Source organism: Actinacidiphila sp. DG2A-62, assembly GCF_035825295.1.
GTDB lineage: Bacteria > Actinomycetota > Actinomycetes > Streptomycetales > Streptomycetaceae > Actinacidiphila.
This window is the reverse complement of record NZ_JAYMGI010000002.1, coordinates 3,513,843-3,529,992: the sequence shown is the minus strand read 5'-3', so window position 1 is coordinate 3,529,992 and position 16,150 is coordinate 3,513,843. Positions and strand designations below refer to the sequence as shown.

Genomic DNA, 16,150 nt, shown 5'->3' with positions numbered 1-16,150 from the left:
CCTCGGGTGGCATGTGCGCTGCGGGTCGAGTAGTCAGGGGCGCGGGGAACTGCGCGACCAGCTACAGCGGACCGGTGGGCGGGTACGGTCCGTTCGGGGCAGACGGGGTGCCGGTTTTTCAGGGGCGCGGGGAACTGCGCGACCAGCCACAGCGGACCGGTGTGCGGGTACGGTCTGTTCGGGGCAGACGGGGTGCCGGTTTCAGGGGGCGCGACCAGCCGCAGCGGGAGAATAGGGTGCGCTGGTATGACCCGTACGCATTACTACACGGCGACCTCGTTGGACGGCTTCCTCGCGGATGCGAACGACTCGCTGGACTGGCTGCTGAGCCAGGACGTGGACGACGAAGGCCCCTTCGGCTACAAGGAGTTCATCGCCGGGGTGGGCGCGATGGTGATGGGCGCGACCACGTACGACTGGGTGCTGACGAACCACATCGGCAAGGGCGAGCCGTGGCCGTACGAGATCCCGGCGTGGGTGATGACGCACCGCGACCCGGGATCATTCGCCGACGTGCCGGGCGCCGACGTCCGGTTCGCGGCCGGCGACGTCCGCGCGGTGCACGCCGCGCTGACCGAGGCCGCGGGCGACCGGGACGTGTGGGTGGTCGGCGGCGGCGACCTCGCCGCCCAGTTCGCGCTGGCCGGGCTGCTGGACGACCTCACCGTGTCCATCGCCCCGGTCACCCTTGGCGCCGGCCGCCCCCTCTTCCCCGCCCCTTCGACCTCCGCCTCACCGCCACGGCCCGCAACCGCGCCTTCCTCTGCGCCCACTACGAAGTCCTGGGCCCCCGCACCCGGTAGCTCCCCGCCGTGTGCGAAGGAAAGGAGGGGACACGCGTGCCCCGTGTAAGGGGTGGGAGGGGTGGGACCTTCACAGGAGGCGCACAAGGTGATCGCATTGTCTGACGGAACTCCTGTTAGGTTCGGGCCCTGCCCCGTCGCGGGTGTACGTGAACATGCCAGCACCCGGGCGCCGACGTGGCTCCCGGGCGTGCAGCCAGCACAGGAAGACCGCGAATGGACTACTGCTACACGTGCCGCCGGACCCTCAACGGGGCGCTGGTGTGCCCCGGTTGCGGTGCGTACGCACCGGACATCGATCCGCAGGCCGCCCGGCCGGGCGCGCGCTTCGAGGGGTCGTACGCGGCTCCCGGCGCGATACCGGCGCAGCGCCCGCACGGGTCGATGCCCGAGCCGATGCCCGCCGCCGCCCCCGTGCCGAAGCCGCGCGCCGGGTACGACGCTCCGGCGGCGTTCGACGCGCGGGCCGACGGCCCCGGCGCGGACGGGACCGACGACGGCGGCGACGGCGAGGCGTCCGTGCTGGGCTCCGCCGCGATCGCCCCGACGCTGCACCGCGGCCGCGCCGCCCGCCGCCGGCAGCTCGCCCGGTGGAAGAAGACCCGCCGCCGCGCCGGCGTCGCGACCGCCGTCGCGCTCTTCGGCGGCGGCGTGACCGTCGCCTCGATGTCCGCCTCGCACGGCGGCAAGGGCGACACCGCCTCCGCGTCGACCCGCGACGACATCGCGCCGGTGACGCTCAACACCAACTCGGTCCCCGGATCGGTCGCCCTGCCGGACGGCACCGGCCCGGCCGGCAACGGCACGGCCGCCGGCCACGCCCCGACCTCGCACAAGGTCGCGCTGCCGCGGCAGCGCACCGGCGCCCACGCCGCCCCGGACGTGCGGACCACGCAGGCCGGCACCGACGACGCCGGCCGCACCCTGATCGGCGGCAGCCCGAACGGCTCCACCGGCACGACCGCCACGACCGACAGCGGCCACCAGGCCGGCGACTCGGCCTCGGTGCCGCAGGCCTCGGTCACCACCCCGCCGGCCGACACCGGCAGCACCGGCTCGACCGGCTCCGGCGGCGCCACGACCAGCACCGGCTCGGACACCGGCAGCGGCTCGACGGCCACCACGCCGCCGGCCACCGGCGACCCCAGCACCCCGCCGGCCGCCACCGCGCCGGCCACGCCCCCGCAGCAGCAGCTCTGCCTGCTCATCATCTGCCTGGGCTGACACCGGGACCGCCGAAGCCCCGGAGCCGGCGCGGCTCCGGGGCTCGCGGCGCACCCGCGGGCGGGCGGGACGGCGCTCAGCACATCTTGTACGCGACCCGCGTCGAGTTGTACGCGCACGTGTCCACCACGCCGCCGCCCGAACGCCGCAGCGTCGCCGTGTCCTTGTCGTTGTTCCACACGTACGCGGCGCGGCCCTGGTAGCGGTGCGCCGCGGTGTTGCCGCCCTTGCCGGTGTGCACCGTCACGGTCTTGTGCGCGCCGAGCGTGTACGTGCCGAAGGAGTACACGTGCCGCGACGCGTCGGACAGCGTCCAGCCCTTCAGACTCACCGCCTTGGACGTGGAGTTGGTGATCTGCACGTACTCCGCGTTCAGGCTCGCGTTCGAACGGGTGTCGGTGCCGGGGCTGTTGTAGTAGATCTTGTACAGGTGCACGGAGCCGGTCGCGGCCCCGGCCGACTGGGCCGGCAGCAGTACCGCGGCGGCCGAGGCGGTCACCGCGACCGCGGCGACGGCCCCGCGTGCGGTGGTACGGCGGCGCGGGACCGCGGGTATGCGGACGTCACGGATGGTACGGAACATGAGCCCCCCCTGGGCATGAGTCACGGACCGGGCGTTCCCCTGACAACCCGGCGAGAGCCACAGACTAGGGGCGATCGTCCTACGGTCGGACCGTAATCCCGCACATCCCTCCGCGCGCCGCCGTTTCCGCCCGGCGCGCCGCTGTTTCCGCCCCGCGCCGACCCCGCGCGACCCCCGCGCGCCCTCCGCGCATCCCCCGGCGCGGCCCCGCACGGGCCGCCGCGCCGGCCCTTTTCCCGTCGGCCCGGCGGCCCGCAGGTCCCGAAACGCTGACCACTTCTTGACCAGTGGTCAACGACGCGCCATCATCCGCTCATGCCCGAGAGTCAGAGCGGCGGCAGCGGCGACGGCGGCGGTGGCCCCGAGACCGGCCCCGAGACCGGCCCCGAGACCGGCCCCGAGCCCCGCGGCGAGAGCCGCTGGGAGAAGCGGCAGCGCATCCGCGCCCACCTGCTGGACCTCACGGAGATCGCCCAGCCGGGCCAACCCCTGCCGGGCGAACGGCAGTTGTGCGCCGATCTCGGCGTCTCCCGGCCCACCCTGCGCTCCGTCGTGGACGGCCTGGTCCGTGACGGCCTGTTGGTCCGCGAGCACGGGCGCGGCGTGTTCGTGGCCCGCGCCAAGGTCGACCAGCGGCTCGCGCCGACCGCCGGCGACGACCGGGCCGCGGCGCTCGGCGTCGGCGGTGTGGACGGCACCTGGACCAGTCGCACCGTCGACTTCCGGGTGGTGCCGGCCGGCCCCGGATCAGCCGCCGGCTGCGGGTGCCGCCCGACGAGCAGGTGCTGCGCATCACCCGGCTGCGCAGCGTCGACGGCGACCCGATGTCGCTGGAGACCGTGCACGTACCGCAGGCGCTGGTGCCGGGCCTGACCGCGCGCGACCTGGAGACGCACTCCTTCTACGGCCTGCTCGGCCGCCGCTTCGGGATCCGCCTCGCCGACGCCGCGCAGATCATCGAACCGACCGTGGTCGACGCCGCCGAGGCCGAACTCCTCGGCGTGCCGGCGCACACCCCCGCGCTGCTCTTCGAACGCGAGACGCGCGACGCGGACGGCCGGGTCGTGGAGTTCACGCACTCCGTCTACCGCGGCGACCGCTACCGGATCAGCACCCGGCTCTCCCTGACCGCGAGCCCCGAGGCCGGCCGCGTGCTGGCCGGCTCCTGGTCCGCCGCCAGGACCGTGCCGGGCGCCGACACCCTGATGCTCGACCCGTACTGGACCGACCACCCCTGACCCGCACGGTCCTCCGGCCGCACGGCCGCAGCCCGTCCGACCCGTCCGACCCGTCCGACCCCGACCGTCCGATCCTCCGACCGTACGGACCCCTCCCCCTCGAAGGGACGGAACATGCTTCGTCGCACCCTCGTCCTCGCCACCGCCGCCGCGTGTACCGCCGCGCTCGCCGGCGCCATGGCGGCGGGCGCCGTGACACCCGACCACCACGGCGCGACCGGCCGAGCGGCCGACAGCGCGACCGCCGGCCGCGCCCGCACGCAGCCGGTCGCCCCGCACCGGACCCCCGCGCACCGGTCGGCCGCCTCCGGCGTACAGCTGGAGACCTGGCTCTACCCCGGCGGCGCAGGCGACTCCACCTGCACCGCCGCGAGCGAGTACGCGGACGGCCGGGTGGCCAACGGCGCGCTGAAGCCGGAGTACTGGAGCGTCGACGGCTCCGGCGCCGTCACCTTGGAGACCACCGCGGGCGGCGTCTGCAACACCTACAGCGCGGCCGGGCTCGCCGACCTCAAGGCGCACTCCGCGTACCAGTACCCGACCGTCTCGGCCATGACCACCGCCGACGTGCACGCCCTGGTCTCCAGCAGCTCCAAGCGCACCGCGGCCGTCACGCAGCTCACCGACTTCACCGTGCAGCACGACGTGGACGGCGTGGACGTCGACATGGAGGACTACTGGTCCTGGTCGGCCGCGGACCTGACCAACTACGAGAAGTTCCTCAAGCAGTTGGCGACCTCCCTGCACGCGCAGGGCAAGAAGCTCCTGGTCGACGCCCCCGCGATGACCGAGGACGCCGACTTCTACGACTACGCGGCGGTCAGCGCGCAGGGCGTGGACGAGCTGGAGATCATGGCGTACGACGAGGAGTTCGACACCGCGCCCGGCGCCCGCTGCCTGCCGATCACCCCGCTGAACTGGCTGGGCGACGTGACGCGTTACGCCCAGAGCAAGGTGCCCGACCACAACCGGCTGGTCATCGCGCTGCCGTCGTACGGGATCAGCGCCCCCGACCCGTGCGACCTGGACGACGTCACCGGCAACATCCAGTACAGCGACATGGCCAAGAGCCCCGGCTTCTCCACCGACCCGGCCACCGTCGCCGCCCGCCGCGACGCCTCCTCCGGCGAGATCCGCTGGGTCTCTGGCGGCCGGCTGTACGACTACGTGGACACCACCGCGCTCGACCGCAAGCTCGCGGTGCTCACCTCGCTCGGCGTGACCCGGGTCTCGGTGTGGTCCCTCGGCGGCGGCAACCCCTGGTTCACCCGCTGACGCCAGGCGCTGGCATGAACGGCGCGGCGCCGGCCGGGACGACTCCCGGCCGGCGCCGCGCCGTTCACGCCGACACGAGCCCGCGCGCACGCGGACGCGCGCGCGACCTCACGCGCTCACCCGGTCACCTGCCGCCGACCGGCGCCATCGTGTCGGCGATCCCCGGGTTCGCCTTCATCCACGCGGCGACCCCGTCCGCCGTGTGGCCCTCGCCGGCCTTCTGGATCGCGGCCTCCAGCGAGCCGAGTTGCGCCTCGGACATCCTGAAGTGCCGCATCCACGCGGTCACTTGCGGCAGCTTCGCGGCGCTGGACCTGTTGGCGATGTCGTTGATCGAGTCGCCCGGGCCCCACAGCCCCTTCGGATCGCTCAGCTTCGTCAGCTTGTACGTGCTGTACGCCCAGTGCGGCGACCACAGCACGACCGCGACCGGCTTGTGCGCCGCGTAGTCGCGCGCCAGCTCCGCGAGCATCGCCGACGTCGAACTCGCCACGAGCTTGTACTCCTTGTCCAGCCCGTACCCCGGCAGCACCTTCGACGACAGCAGCTTCATCTCGCCGGCGCCCGGCTCGATGCCGATGATCCGGCCGCCGAACTCGCCGCTTCTGCCCTTCAGATCGGCCATCGAGTGCACGCCCTCGACGTACGACGGCACCGCCACCTCCAGCGAGGTGCGGCCGTACCAGGGGCCGAGGTTCGTGTAGCTCTTGCCGTACTGCTTCATGTACGAGGCGTGCGTGGTCGGCAGCCAGGCGTCGGTGAGGTAGTCCAGCGAGCCGGAGGCCAGCCCGGTGAACGCGGCGCCCGGGTCGTAGGTGTCGACCCGTGCCGTGAAGCCGCGCTGGTCCAGCACCGCCTTCCACAAATTGGCCGAGGCGACCGACTCGTCCCAGTTGAACGAGCCGATCCGTACCGTCCTGCCGTGGCCGACGTCCTTGCCGGCCACGGCGGTTGCGGAGGAGTCCGAGTCGTCGCCGAACACCCCGATGCCGCCCGCGACCAGCGCGAGCGCCGCGACGCAGGCCACGCCCACCGCCGGGCGCGGCCGGTAGCGCAGCACCCGCAGGCCGTGCGTGGAGGAGGCGCGCAGCCGGGCCAGTGCCCGCCGGCCCAGCGGCGAGACCTGCTCGCCCAGCGCGCCGGTGATCCGGTCCAGGTACACCGCGAGCACCACGACGGAGACGCCGCCCTCGAAGCCCAGGCCGATGTCGACCTGGCTGATCGCGCCGAAGACCGTGGAGCCCAGGCCCTCCGCGCCGACCATGCCGCCGATGACGACCATCGACAGCGCGAGCATGATGACCTGGTTGACGCCCGCCATCACCGTCGGCAGGGCCAGCGGCAGCTGCACGCGCAGCAGCGTGCCCAGCGGGGGAGTGCCGAACGCGTCGGCGGCCTCGACCAGTTCGGGGTCGACCTGGCGGATGCCCAGCTCGGTCATCCGCACCCCGACCGGCATCGCGAAGACGATCGTGGCGATCACCGCGGGGACCGTGCCGAGGCTGAAGAAGATGATCGCCGGGATCAGGTAGACGAACGCCGGCAGGGTCTGCATCACGTCCAGCACCGGCCGGACGATCAGCCCGACGGTCCGCCGCCGCGCCGCCCAGATGCCCAGCGGCACCGCGAGCACCACCGCGACCGCGGCCGAGACGACGACCAGCGACAGCGACTGCATGGCCTCGTCCCACTGCGCGACCGAGTCGATCAGCGCGAAGCCGGCGAAGGCCAGCACGCCCGCGAGCACGCCGCGCATCCACAGCGCGACCACCGCGAGGATGCCGGCCATGAGCAGCGGCGGCGGTCCGCCGAGCACCCACTCGACGCCGTCGTACATGCCGTTGACGACCGTGCTGATCGCGTCGAACAGCCAGGACAGGTGGTGGGTCAGCCAGTTGACGACGTGTTCGGCGCCGTCGCCGAGGCGCAGCCTAGGCATCCGCGGCCTCCTTCCGGCCGGCGGCGCCGTCATCCGGGGCCGCGGTCACCGCCGAGGTCGTCCGCGCGGCGTCCCCCGCCGAGGTCGCCCGCTCCGCGTCCCTCGCCGCGTGCGCGACCGCGTCCGGCCGGCCGTGGTCCTCGCCCAGGGCCGCGAGCAGCGTGCCCGTCGAGATCACCCCGGTCAGCCGCCCGGCCTCGTCGACCACCGCGAGCGGCAGCGTGGTGCGCGCGGCGTCGGCCAGCAGCCCGGCCAGCGGGGCGTCCGCCGGCGTGGTCACCAGCTCCTGCGCGCCGGTGTCCACCAGGTCCCGTACCCCGCGCCCGCCGTCGCCGTCCGCGCTGACCTGTTCCTCGGTGACCGCCCCGACCAGCTCGCCGTGCGGTCCGACGACGAACGCGGCGTGCGCGTCCTGCTCGGTGCTGATCGCCTGCCGGGCGGCCGCGGCGTCGCACGTGGCCGGCACGGTGACCAGCGGGTCCTTCATGATCGACGCGGCGGTGAGCACCCGCGAGCGGTCCACGTCCTGGACGAAGCCGGCCACGTAGTCGTCGGCCGGCGCGGTGAGGATCTCCTGCGCGGTGCCGGTCTGCACGATCCGGCCGTCGCGCATGACCGCGATCCGGTCGCCGAGCCGCATCGCCTCGTTCAGGTCGTGGGTGATGAAGACCACGGTCTTGCGCAGCTCGTGCTGCAGCTCGATCAGCTGGTCCTGCATGTCGCGGCGGATCAGCGGGTCGAGCGCGGAGAACGACTCGTCCATCAGCAGCACGTCGGCGTCGGTGGCCAGCGCACGGGCCAGGCCCACGCGCTGCTGCATCCCGCCGGACAGCTCGTCCGGCCAGGACCGCGCCCAGTCGGCCAGGCCCACCAGCTCCAGCGCCCGCGTCGCGCGCCGCTCCCGTTCGGCGCGGGGCACGCCCTGCACCTCTAGGCCGTAGCCGGCGTTGGCCAGCACGCTGCGGTGCGGGAAGAGCGCGAAGTGCTGGAAGACCATGCTGATCCTGCGGGAGCGCAGGTCGCGCAGGGCCTTCGGGGCCAGGGACGTGAGGTCCTGGCCGTCGAACAGCACCCTGCCCGAGGTGGGCTCCAACAGTCCGTTCAGCATTCTCAGCAGCGTCGACTTGCCGGACCCGGACAGGCCCATGACCACGAAGATCTCGCCGGGCTCGACCTCGAACGAGGCGTCGATCACCGCGGCCGTGGTCCCCCCTTCGCGCAGGTCCTCACGGGTGGCGCCGGCCTCCAGCCGGCGGACGCCTTCCTTCTGCCTTCTTCCGAAGACCTTGAACACATGCTCTACAGCGAGCTTCGACACGACTGCCTTTCCGGTCGGGGGCATGGCACAAACGAGGCGCGCCTTACCCACGGCCGGAAGAGCAAACATCACTATCAGGTGACGAACGCGTCGTGCAGCGCGAGGGCCCTACGCGGGCCGCTCCCGCACCACCTCCTCGGGCGCCTTGTCGTCGCGCAGCCCCAGGAAGCGGGGGTGCCGCAGCAGCCCGTCCCTGGTCCACTCGCTGAAGCCGATCTGCGCCACCAGCGCGGGCTCGACCCAGTGCGCGCCGCGCTCGCGCGGGGAGCCCGCGGCGAAGGGCGTGCGGGGCCGCTCCAGCCCGTCGAGCCGCTCGCGCAGCGCCCGCAGCTGCCGGTCCGACCAGCCGGTGCCGACCTTGCCGGCGAAGCGCAGCGCGCCGGACGCGTCGTGGTAGCCGAGCAGCAGCGCGCCGAAGCCCACCCGCGCGCCGGCCGGCTCGGTGAACCCGCCGACCACGAACTCCTGGCCGCTCGCGCACTTGAGCTTCAGCCAGTCCCCGGACCGCCTGGCCTGGTACGGCGCGTTCGCCCGCTTGGCGATCAGCCCCTCCCAGCCGCGGCCGCACGCCTGGGCGAGCTGGTCGGCGGCCGGGTGCGCGTCGTCGTGGTTGCGGTGCGGGGTGAACCGCAGCGGGCCGGTGAAGTCGACCGCCGCGCGCAGCAGCGCCTTGCGGGTGCGCAGCGGGAGCCGGGTCAGGTCCCAGCCGTCCAGGGTGAGCAGGTCGAAGACGTAGTAGGTGACGGCGACGCGGCTGGCCCGCACCGCCCGCGGGTCGGTCAGGCCCATCCGCTGCTGGAGCAGGGAGAAGTCGGTGCGGCCGGCCCGGTTGAGGGCGACGATCTCGCCGTCGAGGGTGAGGCCGGGGGAGCCTTGTTCCGCCAGCGCCGCGATGACCTCGGGGTACGTCGTGTCGGTGGTCCGCCCGGTGCGCGAGAGCAGGTGCGGGCCGGCGTCGTCGTACACCGCGATCGCCCGCACGCCGTCGAGCTTGCGCTCGAAGAGCCACGCGGCGTCGAAGTCGCGGCGGGAGCTGAGCGTGGCGAGCATCGGGCCGCGCGGCGCCGGCTCGCCGTCCCGCACCGGCCGCAGCAGCGCGCGCCGGGCCTCCGGCAGCCGGGCGAGCAGCCGGTGGCCGGGGTCCGCCGGCTGCGCCGCGCCCCGGCCGGCGGGCCGGACCGGCGCGCTCACGCGGACCCGCCCCCGTCCTGGGACCCGGGGGACTCCCGCTCGTCGTGCGCGACCTGGCGGAGCGTCCGCCCGGTGAGCACCGAGCGCGCCCGGCGCGGCACCGGGGTGCCGTGGTGCTCGGCGCGGCCGTCGGCCTCCTTGACCAGCAGCCACGGCTCGCCCCGGCCGTCGCGCGGCGGGATGCGGGTGAGCGCGTAGCCGCCGTGCAGCTTGGAGCCGTCCAGCCGGAACGAGACGTGGCCGCGCTCCAGGGCCTGCGCGAACGGGATCTCCTTCCCCGAGCGCCGGTCCCGGCTGAGATTGCGGTACGTGCCCCGGTCCCACACGATGACCGTCCCGCCGCCGTACTCGCCGGCCGCGATGACGCCCTCGTAGTCCTGGTACTCCATCGGGTGGTCCTCGGTCGGCATCGCCAGCCGCTTGGTCCCCGGGTCGTCCGAGGGCCCCTTGGGCACCGCCCACGACTTCAGCACGCCGTCGACCTCCAGCCGGAAGTCGAAGTGCATCGCGCTCGCGTCGTGGATCTGGACGACGAAGACGGGCGCGTCGCCGGCCGCCTCCCGGTCCGCGCCGCGCGGCTCGCGGGTCCGGGCGAAGTCGCGCTTGCGGCGGTAGTCGGCCAGCGCCTCCCGGTCGCGCCGGGTGCGGTCCTGGCGGGTGCGGTGCTCGGCCACGGCTGCCTCCCTCGGGGCCGGAGATCGGGGTGAGGTCGGAGTACGGGGTGGTTCCGGAATACGGAACGGGCGCGGGCTGCCGTCCGCGCCCGTGCGGGCGCTGTCCTGCGGCTATCCGGAGAAGCCCCACGTAAACGCCGGTGAGCCGCGGAACGGCGCGGCGGGTGTGACGGGGATCGCTTGACGTGCACAGACAGGTCTGTCTACAGTGAGGCCGTGCCTAGACAGATCTGTCTAGGAGACGTGATGCGGACGCAGACACCGTCCGGCGACCCCGGGGAGTCCCGAATGACCCACACGGCCACCAGCAGCACTGCGGCGAACGCGGCGACCGCCGCGCCGGCCACCCGCGCCACCCGGCCCGGCAGGACCGCCGCGGCCACCGCACCCGCGCCGCGGACCCCCGGCGCGCCCGGCGCGCCCGGCGCCGAGCCGAGCCCGCGGAGCCCGGAGGCGACACGGCGACGACGGCTGCGATGGGGGCCCACCGGCTCCCTCGTGCTGCTCGCCTCGATCATCGTCACCCTGCTCGCCGCCTCCAGCGCCCCGACCCCGCTCTACGCGGTCTACCAGCACGAATGGGGCTTCTCCCCGATCACCACCACGGTCGTCTTCGGCGTCTACGCCGTCGCGGTGCTCGCCGCGCTGCTGGTCTTCGGCCGGATCTCCGACCACGTCGGCCGCCGGCCGGTGCTCGTGACCGCGCTGGCCGGACAGGCCGCGGCCATGGTCGTCTTCGCCGAGGCGGGAAGCGTGAGCACCCTGCTCGTCGCCCGGGTCGTCCAGGGTGTGGCCACCGGCGCGGCGATCGGCGCGATAGGCGCCGGGATGCTCGACGTCGACCGGGCCAGGGGCGCGCTCGCGAACTCCTTCGCGCCGCCCATCGGCACCGCGACCGGCGCGCTGGCCTCCGGCTTCGTCGTGCAGTTCCTGCCGTCCCCGACGCACCTGGTCTACCTGCTGCTGCTCGGTGTGTTCGTGCTCCAGGCGCTGGGCGTGGCCGCGCTGCCGGAGACCGTGACCCGCAAGCCCGGCGCGCTGTCCAGCATGAGCCCGGACATCCGTCTGCCGCGCGCCGCCCGCGGCCCGGTCGCGATCGCCGCGCCGGTGCTGTTCTCGGTCTGGGCGCTGGCCGGCTTCTACGGCTCGCTGGGCCCGGCGATCACCCGCGGCCTGGTGCACTCCGACTCCGTGGTCTACGGCGGCCTGAGCCTGTTCGTGCTGGCCGGCTCCGCGGCGCTGTCGGTGCCGCTGCTGCGGGCCGCCGGGACCCGCGCGGTCATGGTCACCGGCGTGGTCACCCTCATCGTCGGCGTCGGACTGACGCTGCTCTCGCTCGGCTCGGGCGGCGGCGGCGCGGCCGCCTCCACCGGCTTCTTCGCCGGCAGCGCGATCGCCGGATTCGGCTTCGGCGCCGGCTTCCAGGGCGGCATCCGGCTGGTCGTCCCGCTGGTCGCGCCGCACGAGCGGGCGGGCGTGCTCTCACTGCTCTACGTCGTGTCCTACCTGGGCATGGGCGTGCCCGCGGTGGTCGCCGGCTTCCTGGTGGTGCACGGCGGCGGCCTGCTCGACACCGCCCGCGAGTACGGCGCCGCGGTGATCCTGCTCGCCGCGGTCGCGCTGGTGGGGCTGCTCACCGCCGGCCTGCGCACCCCGCAGGCCGTGCGCGAGAGCTGACCGGGAGCCGCCGGGGGGACCGGGGGGCTGACCGGGGGCTGACCGGGGGCTGATCGAGAGCCGGTCGAGAGCCGGTCGGGAGCCGGTCGATGGCCGGTCGAGAGCTGACGCGGCGGGGGCCGCGCGACTACGATAGACAGACCTGTCTGGAGAAGGTGGTTCGGATGACGGCGACGGCGAAGGAAGCCGGACGCGGCGAGCGGCCGTCGGCGCGCGAGCGGCTGCTCGCGGCGGCGAACGAGCTGTTCTACCGGGAGGGCGTGCAGTCGGTCGGCATCGACCGGGTCATCGAGCACGCCGGGGTCGCCAAGGCATCGCTGTACAACTGCTTCGGCAGCAAGGAGGGCCTGGTCCAGGCCTATCTGGAGTCTCGGCACGAGCGCAACAGCGCGCGCATCCTGCGGGTGATGCCGCGTTACGGCACCGCGCGCGAACGGCTGCTGGGGATCTTCGACGCGCAGGACGAGTCCTTCCACGACCCGGAGTTCAACGGCTGCGCGTTCGTCGCGGCGTCCGCGGAGGCCCCGCACGGCGGCGCGGTCGAGCAGGCGTCGGACGCGTACCGCGGCTGGCTGCGCGGGCTGTTCACCTCGCTGGCCGCCGAGGCCGGCGCGCCCGACCCCGAGACGCTCGGGCGCCAACTGCACCTGCTCTACGACGGCTCGACGCTCTCCGCCCGGATGGACCGCGACCGCACCGCCGCGGCTGCCGCCCGGGCCGCCGCCGCGGCCCTGCTCGACGCGGTGCTGCCGCCCGAGCGCGCGGACGCGGCGCCCGGCCGCGCGCCCGCCACGCCCGGCCCGGTGGCGGCGCGCCGCGCCTGAAAGGCCCGGTCTCGCGGTCGTGCGCGCCCTTCGCGACATGTCGCTCCGCTTTGGGTGGCCGCATCGCTTATGGAAGTTTTACGCTGAATGAGGATGCGGCAGCTTCGGGGCGGAGACCCGAAGGACATCCGGTGGCAATAAGCGACTGCACTGCGAAGGGGGTGGCTTGCATGGCCACCGATTCGACCCAGCCGACGGCTCCGCGGAACGCACCGACCGGAACCAGCACGTCGGCGCACCACATCGATCACCACCCGGACATCATGTCCCTCCGCGACCGTTACGCGAAGGTCGGTGACAACGCGGCGACCGGCATGCTGGAGAGCCTCCTGATGCTGGCCGGCCTCTACCTGGCGATCTCGCCCTGGGTGGCGGGCTTCGCCGGATTCACCGGCCTGCGGGTCAGCAACCTCGTGACCGGGCTCGCGCTCGCGGTCCTCGGCCTGGGGTTCGGCTCCGCGCTGGAGCGCACCCACAATCTGGGCTGGGGCGCACTGGCGATCGGCGTGTGGACGATCATCGCGCCGTGGGTTGTGTCCGGGAACTACGACACCCACAAGACAATCATCAACAACGTGATCCTCGGCGGCATCATCTGCCTGCTCGCCCTGGCCACCCTGGGCATGGGCCCGATGGCCAAGCGCATGGGCCGCAAGCAGGAGGCCGGCGGCGCCCGCCGCTGACCCGCCCGATCACCGCGCGGACGGCGTCCCCTCAGCGGGGGGACCCCGTCCGCGTCGTCGTCCCGGTGCACAGCACAAACTGATCAGTCCAGGCTTATGGTAGAGATGGCTCCATGAGCGAATCCCCCATCACCACGCCCACCGCCCCCGCGGCCGGGCTGACCGCGAGCACCGTCGCCGTCGCGGGCCACGGCGGCGACACCGTCGAGGCGTACCTCGCGCGCCCGGAGGGCGCCGCGCGCCGCGGCGGAGTGGTCGTGATCCACCACATGCCCGGCTACGACCGGGAGTCCAAGGAGATCGTCCGCCGGTTCGCCGAGCTGGGCTACGACGCGATCTGCGTGAACCTGTACTACCGCGAGGCGCCCGGCGCCTCCCCCGACGACGCCGCGGCGGTCTCCCGCGCGGCCGGCGGCGTGCCCGACGACCGCCTGGTCGGCGACGTGGCGGGCGCCGCCGCCTACCTGCGGGCGCTGCCCACCTCCAACGGCCGGGTCGGCGTGATCGGTTACTGCTCCGGCGGCCGGCAGAGCGTGCTGGCCGCGTGCAGCCTCGACGTGGACGCGGCGGTCGACTGCTACGGCGCCTTCGTCACCGGCACCGTGCCCGAGGGCATGCCGCTGAAGGTCACCCCGCTGGTCGACCGACTGCCGGACCTGCGCGCGCCGCTGCTCGGCCTGTTCGGTGCCGACGACTCCTACCCCGGCCCCGAGCAGGTCGCCGAGCTGGAGCGCATCCTCACCGAGCACGGCAAGGACTTCGACTTCCACACCTACGAGGGCGCCGGCCACGCCTTCTTCGCGGTGAACCGCCCGAGCTACAACGTGGCCGCCGCGCTGGACGGCTGGGAGCGGATCACCGAGTTCTACGGCAAGCACCTCGCGGACCCCGGGAGCTGACCATGTGCACCTACCTCACCGTCAAGGACCGGGTGGAGGGCAGCGCCAAGGGCCCGGGCGGCTCCTGGTTCCGGGTCAGCGACGTCACGGTCTACTTCGACCACCCCGTGCACGCGCTCGCCGAGCACACGCTGAACATCGACTTCGCCGACCCGTCCAAGGGGCCCGCCGCCCGCGTCGCCCTGGAGCTGACCGCCGCCTCCGCGCGGGCCCTGGTCGCCGCGATCCAGGAGGCGCTGGCCGCGGTGCCGGCGGAGATGCAGGTCTGAGGCCGCTCGCACACCGGCCCCGGGGGCGGGCGGCAGGGCGCCGTCCGGGAGCGCCGGGAAAGATCGCCCCCGCCGTCAGGCACGGCGGGGGCGCACCGCGTCCCTGCGGATGGACGGCCGCGGGCGCGGGCATGCATTCCCGGTGCCTTCCCCGCGGGGCCGGCACGTCCGGCGCGTTCGGCAACGGATCGGCAACTGATCGATATCCACTCGGCATTCACCCGCCGCGGCGGGCATAGATCGCGCCGACGCGGCGCTGACATCAGCGGTGCGGTGCGTGTCGGCGCCGTGTCAGCGGCTGCCGCGACAGTTGCGGCATGAGGCGGACGAGCGGGACCACGGCGAGGACAGGGACGTCGGGGACGACGGGATTGGGGACGGGGACGGCCATGGAGGTCGAGGAGGCGGTGGCCGACGACGGCGTCGGCGACTGCGAGCCCGCGAGCGGCCACGCTGACGGACCGGCGGACGCGCCCGCCGACGAAGCCGTGGGCGAGCCCGCCGGCGAGCCCGCGCAGCACGGGATCATCGGGGCGTTCGTCCGCTTCGTGGTGTTCGGCGGCGGCGTCAGCGTGCTCAGCAGCGGTGTGCTGCTGCTCACCGCCGGCTGGGCGCCCTTCGCGCTGGCCAACGCCGTCGTGACCGTCGCCTCCACGCTGCTGGCCACCGAGCTGCACCACCGCTTCACCTTCGGCGCGGCCGGCAAGGGCGGCTGGCGCGGGGCCGGGCTGGCCGGCTGGCGTATCCACGCCAAGTCCGCCCTGACCCTCGCGGTGGCGTATCTCATGACCACGGCCGCGGTGCTGGTGCTCGACGCGGCCGACCCGCACACCGGTCCGCTGCTCACCCAGGCCGTCTACCTGGGCGCCTCGGGACTGGCCGGAACCGGCCGCTTCCTGGTGCTGCGCCTGGTCGTCTTCGCCCGCCGCCCGGCCCGCCGGGCCGGCTCCCGGCTGGACCGCGGCAGCATCGCCGTCGCCGCGTGAACCCCGCCGGGACCGTCTTGGCAGCTGGGCGGGGGCTTGGCGTTCACGAGCTTTTTGCGCATGCTTTGAGTACCCGGGTGCTGCGTGCGGCCGCTCCGGGGTGACAATGCGACAGTTGGAACCAACGGGTGGAACCGACTGGAAGCGTGACCGCCGGCCTCGGCCGGACCTTTTGACGAGATGAGGATGGTCCCCATGTTGCGAAACGGGCTGGAGCCGTGGCACCTGATCGTGGTGGCGATCGTCGTCATCGTGCTGTTCGGTTCGAAGAAGCTGCCGGACGCCGCGCGCGGGCTGGGCAAGTCCATGCGCATCCTGAAGTCCGAGGCCAAGGCGATGAAGACGGACGACGCGACGCCCGCGAGCAGCGCGCCGACCGCCACGCCGACCCCGACGCCCGAGGCCATCACCCCCAGCGACGTGGTGACCGCGAACGAGGCCGCCGAGCAGCCGGCCGCCAGCACCACGAAGTAGCACCGGCGGCCGGACCACGGCCGCACCCCGCCCCGGCGACCGGCCCCCGGCCGACCGCCGGGGCGTTCGCGCGCCGCGGGCGCCGCCGCAGCG

At 74.1% G+C, this 16,150-nt stretch carries 17 protein-coding genes; 12 read left to right on the top strand and 5 right to left on the bottom strand.

What is annotated here, in order from left to right; translation table 11 throughout:
* Positions 1-246 precede the first annotated feature (246 nt).
* Together VSR01_RS15455 and VSR01_RS15450 are read left to right on the top strand one after the other, a co-directional pair.
* Positions 247-852, top strand: coding sequence for a dihydrofolate reductase family protein (locus tag VSR01_RS15455; RefSeq protein WP_326449780.1), 606 nt, complete (start codon positions 247-249; stop codon positions 850-852).
* Positions 853-1,019: 167 nt separating this feature from the next.
* Positions 1,020-2,027 carry an SCO2400 family protein gene (locus VSR01_RS15450; protein WP_326449779.1) on the top strand — a complete coding sequence of 336 codons (1,008 nt, stop codon included), beginning with the start codon at positions 1,020-1,022 and terminating at the stop codon, positions 2,025-2,027.
* A 76-nt stretch (positions 2,028-2,103) separates the two neighbouring features.
* Here the strand turns inward: VSR01_RS15450 and VSR01_RS15445 are convergent, their stop codons facing one another.
* Positions 2,104-2,610, bottom strand: a complete 507-nt coding sequence (locus VSR01_RS15445) for a lamin tail domain-containing protein (protein WP_326449778.1) — start codon at positions 2,608-2,610, stop codon at positions 2,104-2,106.
* 315 nt (positions 2,611-2,925) lie between these two features.
* Here VSR01_RS15445 and VSR01_RS15440 point away from each other — a divergent pair, with 315 nt between their 5' ends.
* From VSR01_RS15440 to VSR01_RS15430, 3 genes are all read left to right on the top strand, one after another.
* Positions 2,926-3,483 (top strand): GntR family transcriptional regulator, encoded by a 558-nt coding sequence (locus VSR01_RS15440; RefSeq protein ID WP_326449777.1) that lies wholly within the window; start codon positions 2,926-2,928, stop codon positions 3,481-3,483.
* Positions 3,375-3,848: a GntR family transcriptional regulator gene (locus VSR01_RS15435; protein WP_326449776.1), complete on the top strand. Its 474-nt coding sequence runs from the start codon at positions 3,375-3,377 to the stop codon at positions 3,846-3,848. The genes VSR01_RS15440 and VSR01_RS15435 overlap by 109 nt, the downstream gene beginning before the upstream one ends.
* Before the next feature lie 114 nt (positions 3,849-3,962).
* A complete protein-coding gene (locus VSR01_RS15430; RefSeq protein WP_326449775.1) occupies positions 3,963-5,123 on the top strand; it encodes a glycosyl hydrolase family 18 protein in 1,161 nt (386 codons plus the stop codon).
* 124 nt (positions 5,124-5,247) lie between these two features.
* Here the strand turns inward: VSR01_RS15430 and VSR01_RS15425 are convergent, their stop codons facing one another.
* The 4 genes from VSR01_RS15425 to VSR01_RS15410 all read right to left on the bottom strand — a co-directional run bounded on the left by VSR01_RS15425 (position 5,248) and on the right by VSR01_RS15410 (position 10,245).
* Entirely contained in the window at positions 5,248-7,062 is a 1,815-nt protein-coding gene (locus VSR01_RS15425; RefSeq protein ID WP_326449774.1) for an ABC transporter permease/substrate binding protein, read from the bottom strand.
* The gene (locus VSR01_RS15420) at positions 7,055-8,380 is read right to left on the bottom strand and encodes a betaine/proline/choline family ABC transporter ATP-binding protein (protein WP_326453679.1); all 1,326 of its coding nucleotides are present in this window, start codon (positions 8,378-8,380) and stop codon (positions 7,055-7,057) included. Before VSR01_RS15420 ends, VSR01_RS15425 begins: the two co-directional genes overlap by 8 nt.
* A 108-nt stretch (positions 8,381-8,488) precedes the next feature.
* Entirely contained in the window at positions 8,489-9,571 is a 1,083-nt protein-coding gene (ligD, locus tag VSR01_RS15415) for a non-homologous end-joining DNA ligase (protein ID WP_442785470.1), read from the bottom strand.
* Positions 9,568-10,245: a DNA polymerase ligase N-terminal domain-containing protein gene (locus VSR01_RS15410; protein ID WP_326449773.1), complete on the bottom strand. Its 678-nt coding sequence runs from the start codon at positions 10,243-10,245 to the stop codon at positions 9,568-9,570. Before VSR01_RS15410 ends, ligD begins: the two co-directional genes overlap by 4 nt.
* Positions 10,246-10,533: 288 nt before the next feature.
* Here VSR01_RS15410 and VSR01_RS15405 point away from each other — a divergent pair, with 288 nt between their 5' ends.
* From VSR01_RS15405 to tatA, 7 genes are all read left to right on the top strand, one after another.
* Complete coding sequence (locus VSR01_RS15405) at positions 10,534-11,922, top strand: MFS transporter (protein WP_326449772.1); 1,389 nt, start codon at positions 10,534-10,536, stop codon at positions 11,920-11,922.
* Between the two features lie 164 nt (positions 11,923-12,086).
* Positions 12,087-12,746, top strand: coding sequence for a TetR/AcrR family transcriptional regulator (locus VSR01_RS15400; protein ID WP_326449771.1), 660 nt, complete (start codon positions 12,087-12,089; stop codon positions 12,744-12,746).
* Positions 12,747-12,916: 170 nt separating this feature from the next.
* Complete coding sequence (locus tag VSR01_RS15395; RefSeq protein WP_326449770.1) at positions 12,917-13,429, top strand: SPW repeat protein; 513 nt, start codon at positions 12,917-12,919, stop codon at positions 13,427-13,429.
* A gap of 113 nt (positions 13,430-13,542) precedes the next feature.
* Entirely contained in the window at positions 13,543-14,328 is a 786-nt protein-coding gene (locus VSR01_RS15390) for a dienelactone hydrolase family protein (protein WP_326449769.1), read from the top strand.
* Positions 14,329-14,330: 2 nt separating this feature from the next.
* A complete protein-coding gene (locus VSR01_RS15385; RefSeq protein WP_326449768.1) occupies positions 14,331-14,597 on the top strand; it encodes a DUF6295 family protein in 267 nt (88 codons plus the stop codon).
* 389 nt (positions 14,598-14,986) lie between these two features.
* Entirely contained in the window at positions 14,987-15,583 is a 597-nt protein-coding gene (locus tag VSR01_RS15380; RefSeq protein WP_326449767.1) for a GtrA family protein, read from the top strand.
* 195 nt (positions 15,584-15,778) lie between these two features.
* On the top strand, positions 15,779-16,057 hold the full coding sequence (gene tatA, locus VSR01_RS15375; RefSeq protein ID WP_326449766.1) for a Sec-independent protein translocase subunit TatA: 279 nt from the start codon (positions 15,779-15,781) through the stop codon (positions 16,055-16,057).
* Positions 16,058-16,150: the final 93 nt, after the last annotated feature.